The organism is Frischella perrara (genome assembly GCF_000807275.1).
GTDB classification, from domain to species: Bacteria; Pseudomonadota; Gammaproteobacteria; order Enterobacterales; family Orbaceae; genus Frischella; species Frischella perrara.
In genome coordinates, this window is sequence record NZ_CP009056.1 from 2,406,328 (window position 1) to 2,422,037 (window position 15,710).

Consider the following 15,710-nt stretch of genomic DNA (forward strand, 5'->3'; position numbering starts at 1 on the left):
TAAATTAATCTAATAATTAAATCAATTACTTAGCAACTACAACCATTGCAGGACGTATTAAACGACCATTTAAGGTATATCCTTTTTGAATAGTATTAACGATTTCACCTGATTGATGATCTGGCGACTCAATCATAGTAATTGCTTGGTGCACATCTGGATTTAACTGTCCATTTTCTGTACCCACAACTTCAATACCAAATTTCTTAACAGTATCTAAAAACGATTTAAGTGTTAATTCCAACCCTTCAACCGTAGCTTTATGCTCAGGATTTTCTTTATCTGTAGCTTCTAAAGCACGTTCAAGATTATCAATAACTGGAAGTAACTCATTAGAGAATTTTTCTAAAGCGAATTTATGTGCTTTTTCAACGTCTTGTTCAACTCGTTTACGAACATTGTCAATTTCTGCTCGTGCGCGAACCATTGCTTCGCTTTCATTTTTCTTAGCAATTTGTAGTTCTTTTTCTAATGCTTCAATTCTCTGATCTTTAGCTTGGATTATTGATTCAAATTGGGATTGTTTATCATCATTGTCTGATTTTGTTTCAGTGATATTTTCTGCCCCTTCTGGTTTTGTGCTAATATCTTCACTTTGTTCTGACACCGTCTTTTCTTGCTCAGTCATAGGATACTCCAAAATTATCAAAAATATTTTTTATTTAAGGTATTATGGGGATAAAATTTAAGATTACAAGACCAGACCTTAAAGTGGAAGGGATAAAACAAATTTCTTTCAAAGAATCAATAAATTAACAAGGGTTATTTTATGCATAAGCAATTTAATTGCATTGGATTAATAGGAATACCTAGACAACCGACCGCCTTAGTTACTCATCAAATTATCTTTAATTGGTTGAAAGAAAATGGCTATCAAGTGTTAGTCGAAGAAAAACTAAGTGAACATCTTGCTTTTGATGTTGAACATTTTGCATCGCTAGAAGAAATCGGAAAACAAGCTCAACTTGCGATTATCATAGGTGGTGATGGCAATATCTTAAGAGCTGCTCGTTTTCTTTCATATTATGATATAAAGATGATTGGTATCAATCGTGGAAATTTGGGCTTTTTAACAGATATTTCGCCCGATAATGCCATCGAAAATCTATCAAAAGTGTTATTAGGTGATTATATTGATGACCCAAGGTTTTTACTTGAAGTCTCAATTTACAATAAAAAGGGTCAGAACACAGCTTCAAGTTTTGCCGTCAATGAAATTGTACTTCATCCTAGCCATGTAGCCCATATGATAGAGTATGATGCTTATATTAATAACCGTAAAGCCTTTTCTCAACGGGCTGATGGTGTGATTGTTGCTACTCCAACGGGTTCAACAGCCTACTCGCTTTCAGCTGGAGGTCCAATTATCACGCCACAGTTAGATGCGATTATTATTACACCTATGTTTCCTCATTCATTATCAGCTAGGCCATTAGTTATCAAAAGTAATAATGTAATCAAATTAAAGTGTCCAAGTGCTAAAGAAGCGCTCCAAATAACATGTGATAGTCAAGTTATTCTTAATGCTGAAGCTACAGATAGTATCATTATTAAACGTTCTCAAAATGCGTTTAATTTAATACATACCGCTAATTATAACTATTTCAAGAACCTATCAAGTAAATTAGGTTGGTCAAAAAAGCTGTATTAGATAGTTCAAGAACTATGGAATATTAATGGAAATTTCTATACATTATAAAGAATGTGCAATTGTATTTAATATGCTTATTACATAATTGGTTTATTAAGATCAATAAAAAGAAAATTATCGTGCAATAAATGCACGATAATGAGTAGATTGGTTGTTAGCGATTACTACGGGTTAAGTCAATAACACGTAATTTAGCAAGTGCCTTAGACAATTCAGCTGAAGCTTGCGCAAAAGACATATCCCCTCCCGGGTTGTTAATATGTTCTTTCGCTTGTCTTACCGATTCTTGTGCCCTTGCTTCATCAAGATCTTCTCCACGAATCGCCGTATCAGCCAAAATCGTGACCATTGTTGGCTGCACTTCTAGAATACCACCTGATAGATAGATAAACTCTTCTTCTCCATCTGCTTTAACAATTCCAACCATACCAGGTCTAATTGTTGTTAGCAATTGAGTATGACCAGGAAAAATACCTAATTCACCTTCACTACCGGTTACTCTTATTCGCTGAACTTCACCTGAAAAAAGGTGAGATTCAGCACTAACAACTTCTAATTGATAGGAAGTTAGTGCCATAATACTATCTCCGCGCTAGTTATCTCTTACAGAGATTTTGCTTTCTCGATTGCTTCTTCAATTGAGCCAACCATATAGAATGCCTGTTCTGGTAAATGGTCATAATCACCATTCATAATTCCGGTAAAGGCACTAATAGTATCTTTTAATGGTACATATTTACCCGGTGAACCGGTAAACACTTCGGCAACGAAGAATGGTTGAGATAAGAAACGTTGAATCTTACGTGCACGAGCAACTGTTAATTTATCATCTTCTGATAATTCATCCATACCAAGAATTGCAATAATATCTTTAAGTTCTTGATAACGTTGTAAGATAGATTGTACGCCACGTGCACAATCATAGTGTTCTTGCCCAACCACTAATGGATCTAATTGTCGACTTGTTGAATCAAGTGGATCTACCGCTGGGTAAATACCTAATGATGCAATTTGACGACTTAATACGATAGTCGCGTCTAAGTGTGCGAAGGTCGTAGCTGGTGACGGGTCAGTAAGGTCATCGGCAGGAACGTAAACAGCTTGAATCGAAGTAATTGATCCTTTTTTAGTTGAAGTAATACGTTCTTGTAGCTGTCCCATTTCTTCCGCTAGTGTCGGTTGATAACCCACAGCTGACGGCATACGACCTAATAATGCTGATACTTCAGTACCGGCTAAAGTATAACGATAAATGTTATCAATGAATAACAATACATCCTTACCTTCATCACGGAATTTTTCTGCAATGGTCAAACCGGTTAAAGCAACTCGTAAACGGTTTCCTGGTGGCTCATTCATCTGACCATAAACCAGAGATACTTTGTCTAATACGTTTGATTCACGCATTTCATGATAGAAGTCATTACCTTCACGTGTACGTTCACCAACACCTGTAAATACCGAATAACCAGAGTGCTCAATAGCAATATTACGGATTAATTCCATCATATTAACTGTTTTACCTACCCCAGCACCACCAAACAAACCGACTTTACCACCTTTAGCAAATGGACATATTAAGTCAATAACTTTAATACCCGTTTCCAAAAGTTCGGTTGAGTTTGCTAGTTCTTCATAATTTGGTGCGCTACGGTGAATTCCCCAACGTTCTTTTTCATTAATTGGGCCCGCTTTATCAACAGGATCACCTAATACATTCATGATACGACCTAAGGTTTCAGTTCCTACTGGTACTTCTATACCATGACCAGTATTAACAACATTTAAACCTCTTCGTAAACCATCGGTAGATCCCATTGCAATACAACAGACGACGCCACCACCTAATTGTTGCTGAACTTCCAGAACAAGTTTATCTGCGCCAGTTTCCACTTCTAATGCGTCATAAATATTTGGTACCGCATTTTCCGGAAATTCGACATCAACAACCGCGCCGATAATCTGGACAATCTTTCCAGTAGCCATCTTTAATCCTCTATGTCTTAATCTTAATTAATCTGTTGCCTATTATTATTTGTAGGCAACATGACCTTAACGTTAACCTGAAACTGCCGCAGCACCGGAAACAATATCAATCAATTCATTGGTAATAGCACCTTGACGTGCTTTATTATAAACAATTTGTAATTCATTGATTAGATTTGCACCGTTATCGGTTGCAGCTTTCATCGCGACCATTCGTGCTGCCTGCTCACTTGCCAAGTTTTCAACTACCGCTTGGTAAACTTGTGATTCAATATAACGACGTAACATCACATCCAATAATGAACTTTCATCAGGTTCGTAAATATAATCCCAAGTTTTTGATTTAAGCTCATCATCATCAGCTGGTTCTAATGGTATCAGTTGTTGTATAGTCGGTTTCTGTGACATTGTGTTAATAAAACGATTTGTCACAATATATAAGCGATCGATTTTACCTTGATCATAAGCTTGCAACATTGTTTTCACAGGACCTATCAGATTTGATAGCATCGGCTCATCACCTAAACCTGTTACTTGTGTCAAAATATTAGCTTTAATTGATGTAAAAAACGAAACACCACGAGAACCAACCAGCGCCACATCAGCTTCAACGCCTTGTGCTTGCCAGTTATTCATGTCAGCAACAACAGATTTAAATAAATTAATATTTAAACCACCACATAAACCACGATCCGTTGAAATGATCAGGTAGCCAACGCGTTTAACATCCCTTTCGATAAGATAAGGATGTTTAACGCCTGAATGCGCTAACGCTAAATGCCCAATTACGTTACGAATTAACTCTGCATAAGGACGACTTGCCGCCATTCTATCTTGCGTTTTGCGCATTTTAGAATTTGCAACCATTTCCATCGCTTTAGTAATCTTTTGTGTACTTTGAATACTTGCGATCTTCGTTCTTATTTCTTTTGCATTAGCCATTTATTCACCTCTGCTTGATAATTACCAAGTTTGTGTTGATTTAAAGCCTTCAAGAATTTCTTTTAGCTTATTTTCAACATCATCATTGTAATTACCTGTTGTAGCAAGTTCAGTCATAAAATCAGCATATTGACTGTGTGCATAAGAAAGAAGTGCTGCTTCAAAGGTTAGAACTTTTTCTAGCTCAACATCTTCTAAATAACCACGCTCGGCAGCAAATAAAACAACAGCCTGTTCAGCAACAGTCATCGGTGCGTATTGTTTCTGTTTTAGTAATTCAGTAACTTTTTCGCCATGACTTAACTGATTACGTGTTGCTTCATCAAGATCTGAAGCAAATTGTGAGAATGCAGCAAGTTCACGATACTGTGCTAAAGCAGTACGAATACCACCTGAGAGCTTTTTCATTACCTTAGTTTGTGCAGCACCACCAACACGTGAAACCGAAATACCAGGGTTAACAGCAGGTCGTACACCTGAATTGAATAAACTTGTTTCTAAGAATATTTGACCATCAGTAATCGAAATTACATTGGTAGGTACGAATGCTGAAACATCCCCTGCTTGCGTTTCAATAATCGGCAATGCTGTTAGAGAACCGGTCTTACCTTTTACTTCGCCTTTTGTAAATTCTTCTACATACGCAGCATTAACACGTGCAGCACGTTCTAATAAACGTGAATGTAAATAGAAAACATCACCAGGATAAGCTTCACGTCCAGGTGGACGACGTAATAATAACGAAATTTGGCGATAAGCGACCGCTTGTTTTGAAAGATCATCATATACAACCAAAGCATCCTGACCTCGGTCACGGAAATATTCGCCCATTGCACAACCTGCGTATGGTGCTAAATATTGTAATGCAGCCGATTCAGATGCTGATGCAACCACAACAATTGTGTTTTTCAATGCATCATGATCTTCTAATTTACGGACAACATTAGCGATAGTTGATTGCTTTTGACCAATCGCTACATAAATACATTTTACACCTGAATCACGTTGGTTAATGATGGCATCAATTGCCATTGCTGTTTTACCAGTTTGACGGTCTCCAATGATTAATTCACGTTGACCTCGACCAATTGGAATCATAGAGTCAACTGCTTTATAACCAGTTTGTAATGCTTGATCTACCGATTGACGATCAATTACACCGGGTGCCACAACTTCAACTGGTGAAAAACCATCATTTTGAAGTGCTCCTTTACCATCAATTGGTTCACCTAATGTATTAATTACTCGACCAAGTAATCCTTCACCAACAGGTACTTGCAAAATATGACCCGTACATTGAACTTTCATACCTTCAGAAAGATCTTCATAAGGTCCCATTACAACAGCACCAACTGAATCACGTTCTAAGTTAAGTGCCATTGCATAGCGATTTCCGGGTAATGCAATCATTTCACCTTGCATTACTTCTGTTAAGCCATGAATACGAAGAATACCATCGCTAACTGATATAATCGTTCCTTCATTGTGAGCATTACTCACGACATTGAACTGAGCAATTCGCTCTTTTATTAGTTCACTAATTTCAGTTGAATTTAGATGCATTATCAGTCCCCTTAAGACTGTAGCGCGTCACTTAAACGATTAAGGCGCCCTCTAATACTACTATCAATAACCATATCACCCGAACGAATAATAAAACCAGATATAATTGATTTATCAATATGACAATTTAGTTTTACTTTTCGAGATAAACGTTGTTCGACTGCTGCCGTAATTTTATTAAGCTGTGAATCTGTTAATGGTGCAGCAGATATAACATCCACATCAGCCACCGCTTCTTTCGCTAGATTATAGTGAATAAAAAGCGTCAACACTTCAGGCATTAAAATTAATCGCTTATTTTCAGCCATTACTTTAATAAAATTAGTTTGATATTCATCAAGTTGATCATTACAAATATTGATGAATAATTTCGCAATTGAGTCTGGCTTCATATCAGATGTTAAAAGACTTTTAATTTGGTCATCTTGGCTGATATGTGATGCTAATGTTAGTATCTTCTGCCATGCTTCAACACGATTATGTTCAACAGCAAAATCGAAAGCAGCTTTAGCGTAAGGGCGAGCAACTGTAATATTGTCAGCCATTGCTCTGTCTCCTTTTATAATTCTGCTACAAGTTTGTCAATAATATCGCTATTAGCGGCTTCATTCACAGAACGTTCAATAATTTTTTCTGCACCAGCAATAGCAAGACTTGCAACTTGTTGTTTTAACTCATCTCGGGCACGTTTACGTTCTGCCTCAACTTCAGCAAGACCTTGTGCGACGATTCTTTCTTTTTCACGATTCGCTTCTTGCTGAGCTTCCTCAATTATTGCAGCTTTACGCTTATTTGCTTGCTCAATAATTGCATTAGCTTCAACCTTAGCCTGTTGCATAATTTCAGATGTATTTGCTTTGGCTAATTCCAAATCTTTTTTGGCGGTTTCTGCAGAATTTAAACCATCAGCTATCTCTTTTTGACGTTTTTCGATAGCATTAATAACTGGTGGCCATATAAACTTCATACAGAACCAAACAAATAATACAAATGTAATTGCTTGGCCGAGGAGCGTTGCATTCATATTCATGAGACAATTCCTCTTAAAATATTCATATACAATTGGTTGTTAACTAAGCAACAGCGAAAATAACATACAATGCAATACCAACACTAATCATTGGAATAGCATCAACAAGTCCCATTAAAATGAAGAACTGTGTACGCAACATTGGCATTAATTCAGGTTGACGAGCTGCACCTTCAAGGAACTTACCACCTAGAACACCGATACCAATCGCTCCACCAATTGCAGCTAATCCCATCATTAAGCCTGCAGCTATATATAATATTTCCATCTTAATACTCCAGTAATATCATTAAAAATAAATGTTTATTCGTGATCTTCCGTTGTCGATGCCATAGCTAAATAGACAATCGTCAACACCATAAAAATAAATGCTTGTAACGTTATAATCAAAATGTGGAAAATAGCCCACGGTAAAGATAAAAACCATTGCGACCACCAAGGTAGCAGAGCAGCAATAAGAATAAAAATCAATTCTCCTGCATACATGTTACCAAACAGTCGCAGCCCTAAAGAAATTGGTTTAGATATAAGACTAACCATTTCAAGTAGGAAGTTTATTGGCGCAAAAGCCCAATGATTAAAAGGATGTAATGTATAATCCTTAATAAATCCTTTTACACCTTTGTATTTAAAGGTATAAACAAGTATTAATATAAAGACACCGATAGCCATGGACATCGTAATATTAGCATCAGCTGTTGGTACAACACGTAAATAAGGTAAACCTAATTGCTCAGTTATGTATGGTAGAAAATCTATTGGTAGTAAATCCATAAGATTCATGAAGAATACCCATACAAATACTGTTAACGCTAAAGGTGCGATTAATTTACTTTGACCACTAAACATGTCTTTAACAGTTTTATCCACAAATTCAATGATCATCTCAACTGCACACTGTAGTTTGCCTGGCACCCCTGACGTAGCTTTATTAGCGATACGATAAAATAGGAGTAGGAAAATAAGACCGAGTGAAATTGAGAAAAATAACGAGTCAATATTAAACGTCCAAAATCCTTCACCAACTTGCAAGTTGTGAAGATGGTGTTTAATGTACTCTTGTGGTGAACTTGGAGAAGAGATTGTCATATTACCTCTTACCTTTATTATTAAAAATAGAAAAATATTGCTTCATTCCTTTATTATTGAATTCAATAAAAGAAATAAACCAATCGCTTTTATAATTTAAATAGTGCCCGTTATTGTAAACCTAATTACCTATGCCGAGTCAATAAATGATTCAGAGAAATGGGGAAATTCAACACAATTTAACAAATTATTAACGATAATGGCTAATATTTGCACTATATTTAACGATAAATAAACAATTTCCCGTGAAGTGAATATAGAGAATAATCCGACTTTTGTCGGATTATTAATAAATATAATAACGAAAATGTTTAAAATTCCATTAACTCTTTTTCTTTTTCAGCTAAAACTAAATCTAATTTTTTAATCATTGCATCTGTTATCTTTTGGACAACATCTTGCGATTTTCGTTCCTCATCTTCAGAAATTTCTTTATCTTTTAATAATGCCTTAATTTGATCATTAGCATCCCGACGAATATTACGGATGGATACTCGACCTTGTTCCGCTTCACCACGCACAATTTTTGTTAAATCACGACGGCGTTCTTCTGTCAAAGGTGGCAATGGAACACGTATGACGGTACCAGCAGAAGCGGGGTTTAAACCTAAATCAGAAGCCATGATAGCTTTTTCAACGGCTGGTGCTAAAGATTTGTCAAAAACAGTAATAGCAAGTGTTCTTGAATCTTCAGCAACGATATTAGCTAATTGGCGTAGTGGCGTAGCACTACCATAGTATTCGACCATAATACCATCTAATAAACTTGGTGATGCTCGACCTGTTCTAACTTTTGCAATATGATTTTGGAATGCTTCTAAGCTCTTTTCCATTCGGTCTTGAGCATCTTTTTGAATCTCATTTAACATAGTAAAAACCTTTTCCCTTTAATTAACTCACTTTCACATCATTATTAATAAGAGTTCCTTCTTGTTCGCCTAAAATAACGCGACGAAGAGCTCCTGGTTTATTCATATTAAATACACAAATTGGTAAGTTATGATCACGTGCTAAGGTAAAAGCAGCAAGATCCATAACTTTTAATTCATCATCTAAGACTTTTTCATAACTCAATGTTTTATATAATTGAGCATCAGGATGTTTAACTGGATCAGCTGAATATACCCCATCAACTTTGGTTGCTTTTAGTACAACATCAGCTTCTATTTCAATACCTCTTAAGCAAGCAGCTGAGTCTGTTGTAAAAAAGGGATTACCTGTTCCTGCGGATAAAATCACGACTTTACCATGACGTAATAAGCTAATTGCTTCTGTCCATCGGTAATCATCACACACACCATTTAGTGGAATTGCCGACATTAATCGAGCATTTACTTCAATACGATGTAAAGCATCACGCATTGCTAAACCATTCATAACAGTGGCTAACATTCCCATATGATCGCCTACAACGCGGTTCATACCTGCTTTTGCTAAACCCGCGCCACGGAATAAATTACCACCACCAATAACAAGAGCGACTTCAACACCCATTTCTACCAAATCTTTTACTTCTAATGCCATTCTATCAAGAACAGAAGCATCAATGCCAAAACCTTCATCACCTTGTAGTGCTTCACCACTAAGTTTTAGAAGAATACGTTTATAACGGGGAGTTTGCTTTATCATTGCGGGAAAATCCTATGGATAAAAAATAATGACTGTATTGCTATAATTCTAAAGTATTTTGTTGGTAAAAAAAACCGCCAAACGGCGGTTTTAATATTTTTATAAATAAATTAAGATTGTTTAGAGATCGCTGCAACTTCAGCTGCAAAATCAACTTCAACTTTCTCAATACCTTCACCCACTTCAAAGCGGATGAAATTAGCAACAGTGGCTTTTTTCTCTTTTAATAAATCACCAACAGTTTTAGATGGATCCATAACAAATGGTTGACCAGTTAAAGATACTTCACCAGTGAATTTACGCATACGGCCTTCTACCATTTTTTCAGCGATTTCACGTGGTTTACCTGATTGCATAGCGATATCAATTTGAATTTGGCGTTCATGAGCAACCACATCTGCTGGAACATCATCAGGATTAACATATTCTGGTTTACTTGCAGCGATATGCATTGCAATATGCTTAACTAATTCATCATCAGCTCCGTTTGCTGCAACTAAAACACCAATACGTGCACCATGTTGATAGCTACCAACAACATCACCAGCAATTTCAGCTACACGACGAATACCGATATTCTCACCAATTTTCGCGACTAATGCAGTACGTTCTTCTTCAAATTTAGCTTGTAATGCTGCAACATCACTAATACGATCGGCTAATGCAGTTTCAGCTACTTTATTACTAAATGCTAAGAATCCAGCATCTTTTGCCACGAAGTCAGTTTCACAGTTAACTTCTAAAATTACACCAAATTTCTTATCATCAGAAATTTTTGAGATAATCACACCTTCAGCAGCTACTCGACCTGCTTTTTTAGCTGCTTTAGCTTGGCCTGATTTACGCATGTTATCAATCGCTAATTCAATATCACCATTAGCTTCAACAAGCGCTTTTTTACATTCCATCATTCCTGCGCCTGTTCTTTCGCGCAGTTCTTTAACCATAGAGGCAGTTACTTCAGCCATTTTTTAACCCTCTGTTTAAAATCCGTCATTTACTCAAAGTTGTTTTTCAGTAAATTATATTTGATACACAAGATAGGAGGAGTAAACTCCTCCTTTATATAAGATAAATAATTTTCTATTAATTATTCAGCAGTAGCTACAGATTCTTCAACAAATGTTTCTTCTGCTACTGGAGCTTGGTTTTGCTCACGACCACTACGTACTGCATCAGATACAGCATTAGCATAAAGCTGAATTGCACGAATAGCATCATCATTACCTGGGATAACGTAATCAATGCCGTCTGGATCTGAGTTAGTATCAACAATCGCTATCACTGGGATACCAAGATTATTGGCTTCTTTGATAGCAATATGTTCATGATCTGCACCAATAACAAAAATTGCATCTGGTAATCCGCCCATATTTTTAATACCGCCAAGGCTATTCTCTAATTTAGCCATTTCACGGGTACGCATTAAGGCTTCTTTTTTAGTCAATTTATCAAAAGTACCATCTTGTGATTGCGTTTCTAAATCTTTTAAACGCTTAATAGATTGACGAACTGTTTTCCAGTTAGTCAACATACCACCTAACCAACGGTGATTTACATAGAATTGTCCACAGTTTTCTGCTGCTTGTTTTACCGCTTCACTTGCAGCTCGTTTAGTACCAACAAACAAGATTTTACCGCGACGCGCAGCAATTTTGTTAAGTACATCTAATGCTTCATTGAACATTGGAACTGTTTTTTCAAGGTTAATAATATGAACTTTATTACGAGCACCAAAAATGAATGGTTTCATTTTTGGGTTCCAATAGCGGGTTTGGTGACCGAAGTGAACACCAGCTTGCAGCATGTCGCGCATAGAGACTGTAGTCATGATTTCCTCATTAAAAAGTTGGGGTTATGCCTCCACATATTCGCTCTAACCGACTTTAATCAATAATTAAAGCACCCCGGTAAAGTGTGGTAATATGTGTGTGTTATAACGTTAATAAAATTAAAGTGTTTTAGCTTTAAACTATATACATAGAATGAAGCACGCGTTTTATATCATATTCATAAAAGAAATACTAGTATTATTTATGTTCAAAATCGGTTTAATTACTCAATTATATCGTGATTAAACGTGTAGTTTACTAATTGAATGGTTAAATATCTAATTAAATGCTTTGTTAGTCTTCAAAAATATAATTGAGTAAGAGCGTATTAATTATGTGTTGACCTTATAGTCACTTTAAGTGTTTATAGCATAAGTAAAACTAAAATCTATTATAATTTATTGAAAAACAATGAATTTTAATTAAAGGGATAACTTATGGTTCACTATCTTTTTATTTGGATTAAAATTATATTAATATCTCTTTGATAAAAAAGGAAATTAAGTGAAAACTAACACATATCAATTTATCATTGAAGGCATGTCTTGCGCATCTTGCGTTAATCGAATTGAAAAAGCATTAAACAAAGTTAGTGGTGTTTTAAATGCAAGTGTCAATCTAGCTACTGAAAAAGCAACGGTGCAAACAAATAATGATATTGATATTACTGTTTTATTGCACACCATCGAAAATGCTGGCTATCACGCAATACCAATTACCGCAAAAGACGAGCATTCTGAGATCACCTTATCCATCATCGGAATGAGCTGTGCCTCATGCGTTAATCGAGTTGAAAAGGCATTAAAAACAGTCACTGGCGTTCAACAAGCGGTTGTTAATTTAGCAACCGAAAAAGCAACCATACGTGGTAATAATATTAATGTTACTGATCTTATAATTGCCGTTAAAAAAGCCGGTTATGATGCTAAAATACTCAATGATCAACAGTCGCAGCAATATCACTATAAATCACCTTCATTAAAACCAGTAATTATATCTGCTTTATTGGCATTTCCATTATTGCTCCCTATGTTATTAATGCCTTTTGGAATTATTGTAACATTACCGGGTTGGCTACAACTTTTACTTGCAACACCCGTGCAATTTATTTTGGGGGCAAGATTTTATCGTAGTGCATGGAAAGCAATTAAATCGCTATCTGGTAATATGGATCTTTTAGTTGCCATTGGTACTAGCGCTGCATATGGATTATCCATATTCCAGTTAGTTATACATTGGAATAGTAATCAGATGCCGCACCTCTATTTCGAGTCATCGGCGGTAATAATAACTTTAATTCTCTTAGGTAAATGGCTAGAAGCCAAAGCTAAACATCAAACAACTCAAGCTATTGAAGCATTAACAGCTCTTCGACCTGAAACTGCAAGGGTCAGACGTGACAACCAAGAATTAATGATACCTATTAATCAAGTTAAAGTGGACGATATCGTAATAATTAAACCCGGTGAAAGTATCGCTGTAGATGGTATAATTATAGAAGGTTCATCTAGCAGTGATGAATCGTTAATTACGGGTGAGAGTTTACCCGTAATTAAGCACATTGGTGATCCCGTTACTGGAGGCGCTATTAATGGTGAAGGGCTGCTAATTGTTAAAACTACAGCAATATCAAACGATTCAACATTAGCTAAAATCATTCACATGGTTGAATCTGCTCAGACAAAAAAAGCACCAATTCAGCGTATTGTTGATCGGATTAGTGCTATCTTTGTTCCTATAATCTTGCTTATCGCATTCATCACTCTGCTATTATGGGGTTTTATTACAAATGAATGGCAACTCGCCCTTATAAATGCAATCGCTGTATTAGTCATTGCTTGCCCGTGTGCACTAGGCCTTGCAACGCCTACAGCTATTATGGTAGGAACAGGTATAGCCGCTCGGCAAGGTATTCTAATTAAAGATGCTCAAACACTTGAAACAATACATAGTATTAGAGCCGTAGCTTTCGACAAAACAGGAACATTAACAGTTGGTAAACCTGAACTTATCATATTTAAAGTAATAAACAATTCAAATGAAGAAGCGTTATTAACCATAGCCGCAAGTATTCAGTCAGGTAGTGAACACCCATTAGCCAAAGCAGTGTTAGCCAAAGCTGATGAAAAACACTTAAATTATCAATATGCTAAAAATATAGAAACAATTACAGGCGCTGGAATTAAAGCGATTGTTGATAATCGTCAGTATTATTTGGGAAGTTATCCTTGGATAAAGTCATTAATTGGTGATACGAATAATATTCAAGATACTATAAATGAATTGGAGAAAAAGAATTTAACCATATCTTTATTAGCTGAAAAAACAACAAATAACATTAATATCATAGCTATTCTAGGTTTTTTTGATGTTATTAAACCGGAAGCAAAACCCGCTATTGAAGCACTTCATGAGCTACATGTTAAAACGATTATGCTAACTGGTGATAATATTAATACAGCTAACATCATTGCTCATGATTTATCAATTGATGAAGTATTTGCACAAATTACACCTCAAATTAAAGCAGAAAAAATCTATGAACTACAAAAGAATTATGGCAAAGTTGCTATGGTCGGAGATGGAATCAATGATGCGCCAGCTTTAGCTGCAGCCGATATTGGTATCGCGATGGGCACAGGTACCGATGTAGCTATGCACACGGCTTCAATGACCTTAATGCGTGGAAATCCATTATTAATTGCTGATGCGATTGATATTTCTAGAAGAACCTATAATAAAATCAAACAGAATTTATTTTGGGCCTTTTTCTATAATGCTATTGGTGTACCTTTAGCCGCTTTAGGTCTTCTCAACCCGATGATTGCAGGAGCTGCCATGGCACTAAGTAGTGTGAGTGTAATTACAAATGCGCTATTATTAAAACGTTGGCAACCTAAGGCTAAACAGCGAAAAGTGTAAAAAATAATAGCTAACGCTTTATTTTTCAAAATCACTAAATCAAAGATTACCGGTCATTATCATTATTGACTAGAGGTTGAAAAATGAAAATTTAGCCTAATATAGAAATTATTAACAAAATAATAGTTAGGGATAAAACGACATTATGCACTTACTTACTTTTATCATTTTTTTCGTATATCTCTATATCGAATTTAGCATTTTCAATGCTGTTGCCAATATGATAGGTGTGTTTTTTACATTGATTGCCATTATTATGACATCAGTTATTGGCTTTTATTTAGTTAAATCACAGGGTATTAAGAATTTTATTTTAATGAAAGATAAAATCGCCAATAGAGAAAATCCAACTAATGAAATAGTGAAAAGTGTTTCTTTTTTATTCGCTGGAATACTCCTTTTAATACCCGGCTTTTTTACAGATATTTTAGGCGCTATTTTAATATTTCCACCGATTCAGGACATATTAATACAGCGAATAGTTCAGAAAAAGAGTTTCAAAACATATAGTAATAGACATTCTTCAAAACAGAGTATTGATGACACTGTCATTGATGGCGAATTTACACACAAAGATGATGAATAATTAATCACTTAATTATTTTTTTGATGGGTTCAACTTGAAGTATGTTTATTCGATCCCCATGTTAAGTTCACTATTACATAATATGCTTAAATATATTATGCTTTCGCTTTAATTTATTTTATTGAAACTTAATTTAAAATTAGTTTAGGAGAATAATAAATGAAAATTCGTCCATTGCATGATCGAGTTATCATCAAACGTAAAGAAATTGAATCAAAATCAGCGGGTGGAATCGTTTTAACTGGTTCTGCTGCAGGTAAATCTACTCGAGGTGAAGTTTTAGCTGTAGGTAATGGTCGTATTTTAGAAAATGGTCAAGTACAACCATTAGATGTGAAAGTTGGTGATATCGTTATTTTTAATGAAGGTTATGGCGTTAAAACAGAAAAAATCGATAATGAAGAAGTTTTAATTCTTTCTGAAAACGATATTTTAGCAATTGTTCAGGCATAATTTGATTATTAATCAGTATAAAAGGCA

At 35.5% G+C, this 15,710-nt stretch carries 17 protein-coding genes; 4 read left to right on the top strand and 13 right to left on the bottom strand.

Going from position 1 to position 15,710, the window contains the following annotated elements; translation table 11 throughout:
• Positions 1-25: 25 nt before the first annotated feature.
• Positions 26-628: a nucleotide exchange factor GrpE gene (gene grpE / locus FPB0191_RS10415; protein WP_039105927.1), complete on the bottom strand. Its 603-nt coding sequence runs from the start codon at positions 626-628 to the stop codon at positions 26-28.
• 141 nt (positions 629-769) lie between these two features.
• Here grpE and nadK point away from each other — a divergent pair, with 141 nt between their 5' ends.
• Positions 770-1,651 (top strand): NAD(+) kinase, encoded by an 882-nt coding sequence (nadK, locus tag FPB0191_RS10420; protein ID WP_039105929.1) that lies wholly within the window; start codon positions 770-772, stop codon positions 1,649-1,651.
• A 154-nt stretch (positions 1,652-1,805) separates the two neighbouring features.
• On the opposite strand, the gene FPB0191_RS10425 is transcribed toward nadK, so the two are convergent.
• From FPB0191_RS10425 to rpsB, 12 genes are all read right to left on the bottom strand, one after another.
• Positions 1,806-2,228 (bottom strand): F0F1 ATP synthase subunit epsilon, encoded by a 423-nt coding sequence (locus FPB0191_RS10425; RefSeq protein WP_039105931.1) that lies wholly within the window; start codon positions 2,226-2,228, stop codon positions 1,806-1,808.
• A 26-nt stretch (positions 2,229-2,254) separates the two neighbouring features.
• Complete coding sequence (atpD, locus tag FPB0191_RS10430) at positions 2,255-3,637, bottom strand: F0F1 ATP synthase subunit beta (RefSeq protein WP_039105932.1); 1,383 nt, start codon at positions 3,635-3,637, stop codon at positions 2,255-2,257.
• Between the two features lie 72 nt (positions 3,638-3,709).
• Positions 3,710-4,579 (bottom strand): F0F1 ATP synthase subunit gamma, encoded by an 870-nt coding sequence (atpG, locus tag FPB0191_RS10435; RefSeq protein WP_039105934.1) that lies wholly within the window; start codon positions 4,577-4,579, stop codon positions 3,710-3,712.
• Positions 4,580-4,600: 21 nt separating this feature from the next.
• The gene (gene atpA / locus FPB0191_RS10440; RefSeq protein WP_039105936.1) at positions 4,601-6,142 is read right to left on the bottom strand and encodes a F0F1 ATP synthase subunit alpha; all 1,542 of its coding nucleotides are present in this window, start codon (positions 6,140-6,142) and stop codon (positions 4,601-4,603) included.
• Positions 6,143-6,153: 11 nt separating this feature from the next.
• Complete coding sequence (atpH, locus tag FPB0191_RS10445; protein WP_039105937.1) at positions 6,154-6,687, bottom strand: F0F1 ATP synthase subunit delta; 534 nt, start codon at positions 6,685-6,687, stop codon at positions 6,154-6,156.
• A 14-nt stretch (positions 6,688-6,701) separates the two neighbouring features.
• Positions 6,702-7,172: a F0F1 ATP synthase subunit B gene (gene atpF / locus FPB0191_RS10450; RefSeq protein WP_039105939.1), complete on the bottom strand. Its 471-nt coding sequence runs from the start codon at positions 7,170-7,172 to the stop codon at positions 6,702-6,704.
• A 43-nt stretch (positions 7,173-7,215) separates the two neighbouring features.
• A complete protein-coding gene (gene atpE, locus FPB0191_RS10455; protein WP_039105942.1) occupies positions 7,216-7,440 on the bottom strand; it encodes a F0F1 ATP synthase subunit C in 225 nt (74 codons plus the stop codon).
• Positions 7,441-7,475: 35 nt separating this feature from the next.
• Entirely contained in the window at positions 7,476-8,261 is a 786-nt protein-coding gene (gene atpB, locus FPB0191_RS10460) for a F0F1 ATP synthase subunit A (RefSeq protein ID WP_039105944.1), read from the bottom strand.
• Between the two features lie 311 nt (positions 8,262-8,572).
• Positions 8,573-9,130 carry a ribosome recycling factor gene (gene frr / locus FPB0191_RS10465; protein ID WP_039105947.1) on the bottom strand — a complete coding sequence of 186 codons (558 nt, stop codon included), beginning with the start codon at positions 9,128-9,130 and terminating at the stop codon, positions 8,573-8,575.
• A 22-nt stretch (positions 9,131-9,152) separates the two neighbouring features.
• Positions 9,153-9,890 carry a UMP kinase gene (gene pyrH / locus FPB0191_RS10470; RefSeq protein ID WP_039105950.1) on the bottom strand — a complete coding sequence of 246 codons (738 nt, stop codon included), beginning with the start codon at positions 9,888-9,890 and terminating at the stop codon, positions 9,153-9,155.
• Positions 9,891-10,000: 110 nt separating this feature from the next.
• The gene (tsf, locus tag FPB0191_RS10475) at positions 10,001-10,858 is read right to left on the bottom strand and encodes a translation elongation factor Ts (protein WP_039105951.1); all 858 of its coding nucleotides are present in this window, start codon (positions 10,856-10,858) and stop codon (positions 10,001-10,003) included.
• A 122-nt stretch (positions 10,859-10,980) separates the two neighbouring features.
• Entirely contained in the window at positions 10,981-11,721 is a 741-nt protein-coding gene (rpsB, locus tag FPB0191_RS10480; RefSeq protein WP_039105955.1) for a 30S ribosomal protein S2, read from the bottom strand.
• 505 nt (positions 11,722-12,226) lie between these two features.
• Between rpsB and FPB0191_RS10485 the strand changes: the two genes are divergently transcribed.
• The 3 genes from FPB0191_RS10485 (at position 12,227) to FPB0191_RS10495 (ending at position 15,683) form a co-directional block, all read left to right on the top strand.
• The gene (locus tag FPB0191_RS10485; RefSeq protein WP_039105957.1) at positions 12,227-14,644 is read left to right on the top strand and encodes a heavy metal translocating P-type ATPase; all 2,418 of its coding nucleotides are present in this window, start codon (positions 12,227-12,229) and stop codon (positions 14,642-14,644) included.
• A gap of 145 nt (positions 14,645-14,789) precedes the next feature.
• On the top strand, positions 14,790-15,230 hold the full coding sequence (locus FPB0191_RS10490) for an FxsA family protein (protein ID WP_052236940.1): 441 nt from the start codon (positions 14,790-14,792) through the stop codon (positions 15,228-15,230).
• A gap of 159 nt (positions 15,231-15,389) precedes the next feature.
• Positions 15,390-15,683 carry a co-chaperone GroES gene (locus FPB0191_RS10495; RefSeq protein WP_039105960.1) on the top strand — a complete coding sequence of 98 codons (294 nt, stop codon included), beginning with the start codon at positions 15,390-15,392 and terminating at the stop codon, positions 15,681-15,683.
• The last annotated feature ends 27 nt before the right edge of the window (positions 15,684-15,710 follow it).

What these genes read in the sequence shown, in the direction of transcription:
- grpE (WP_039105927.1), bottom strand. Translation starts at nt 628, where the DNA reads ATGACTGAGCAAGAAAAGACGGTGTCAGAACAAAGTGAAGATATTAGC.
- nadK (WP_039105929.1), top strand. Translation starts at nt 770, where the DNA reads ATGCATAAGCAATTTAATTGCATTGGATTAATAGGAATACCTAGACAA.
- FPB0191_RS10425 (WP_039105931.1), bottom strand. Translation starts at nt 2,228, where the DNA reads ATGGCACTAACTTCCTATCAATTAGAAGTTGTTAGTGCTGAATCTCAC.
- atpD (WP_039105932.1), bottom strand. Translation starts at nt 3,637, where the DNA reads ATGGCTACTGGAAAGATTGTCCAGATTATCGGCGCGGTTGTTGATGTC.
- atpG (WP_039105934.1), bottom strand. Translation starts at nt 4,579, where the DNA reads ATGGCTAATGCAAAAGAAATAAGAACGAAGATCGCAAGTATTCAAAGT.
- atpA (WP_039105936.1), bottom strand. Translation starts at nt 6,142, where the DNA reads ATGCATCTAAATTCAACTGAAATTAGTGAACTAATAAAAGAGCGAATT.
- atpH (WP_039105937.1), bottom strand. Translation starts at nt 6,687, where the DNA reads ATGGCTGACAATATTACAGTTGCTCGCCCTTACGCTAAAGCTGCTTTC.
- atpF (WP_039105939.1), bottom strand. Translation starts at nt 7,172, where the DNA reads ATGAATATGAATGCAACGCTCCTCGGCCAAGCAATTACATTTGTATTA.
- atpE (WP_039105942.1), bottom strand. Translation starts at nt 7,440, where the DNA reads ATGGAAATATTATATATAGCTGCAGGCTTAATGATGGGATTAGCTGCA.
- atpB (WP_039105944.1), bottom strand. Translation starts at nt 8,261, where the DNA reads ATGACAATCTCTTCTCCAAGTTCACCACAAGAGTACATTAAACACCAT.
- frr (WP_039105947.1), bottom strand. Translation starts at nt 9,130, where the DNA reads ATGTTAAATGAGATTCAAAAAGATGCTCAAGACCGAATGGAAAAGAGC.
- pyrH (WP_039105950.1), bottom strand. Translation starts at nt 9,890, where the DNA reads ATGATAAAGCAAACTCCCCGTTATAAACGTATTCTTCTAAAACTTAGT.
- tsf (WP_039105951.1), bottom strand. Translation starts at nt 10,858, where the DNA reads ATGGCTGAAGTAACTGCCTCTATGGTTAAAGAACTGCGCGAAAGAACA.
- rpsB (WP_039105955.1), bottom strand. Translation starts at nt 11,721, where the DNA reads ATGACTACAGTCTCTATGCGCGACATGCTGCAAGCTGGTGTTCACTTC.
- FPB0191_RS10490 (WP_052236940.1), top strand. Translation starts at nt 14,790, where the DNA reads ATGCACTTACTTACTTTTATCATTTTTTTCGTATATCTCTATATCGAA.
- FPB0191_RS10495 (WP_039105960.1), top strand. Translation starts at nt 15,390, where the DNA reads ATGAAAATTCGTCCATTGCATGATCGAGTTATCATCAAACGTAAAGAA.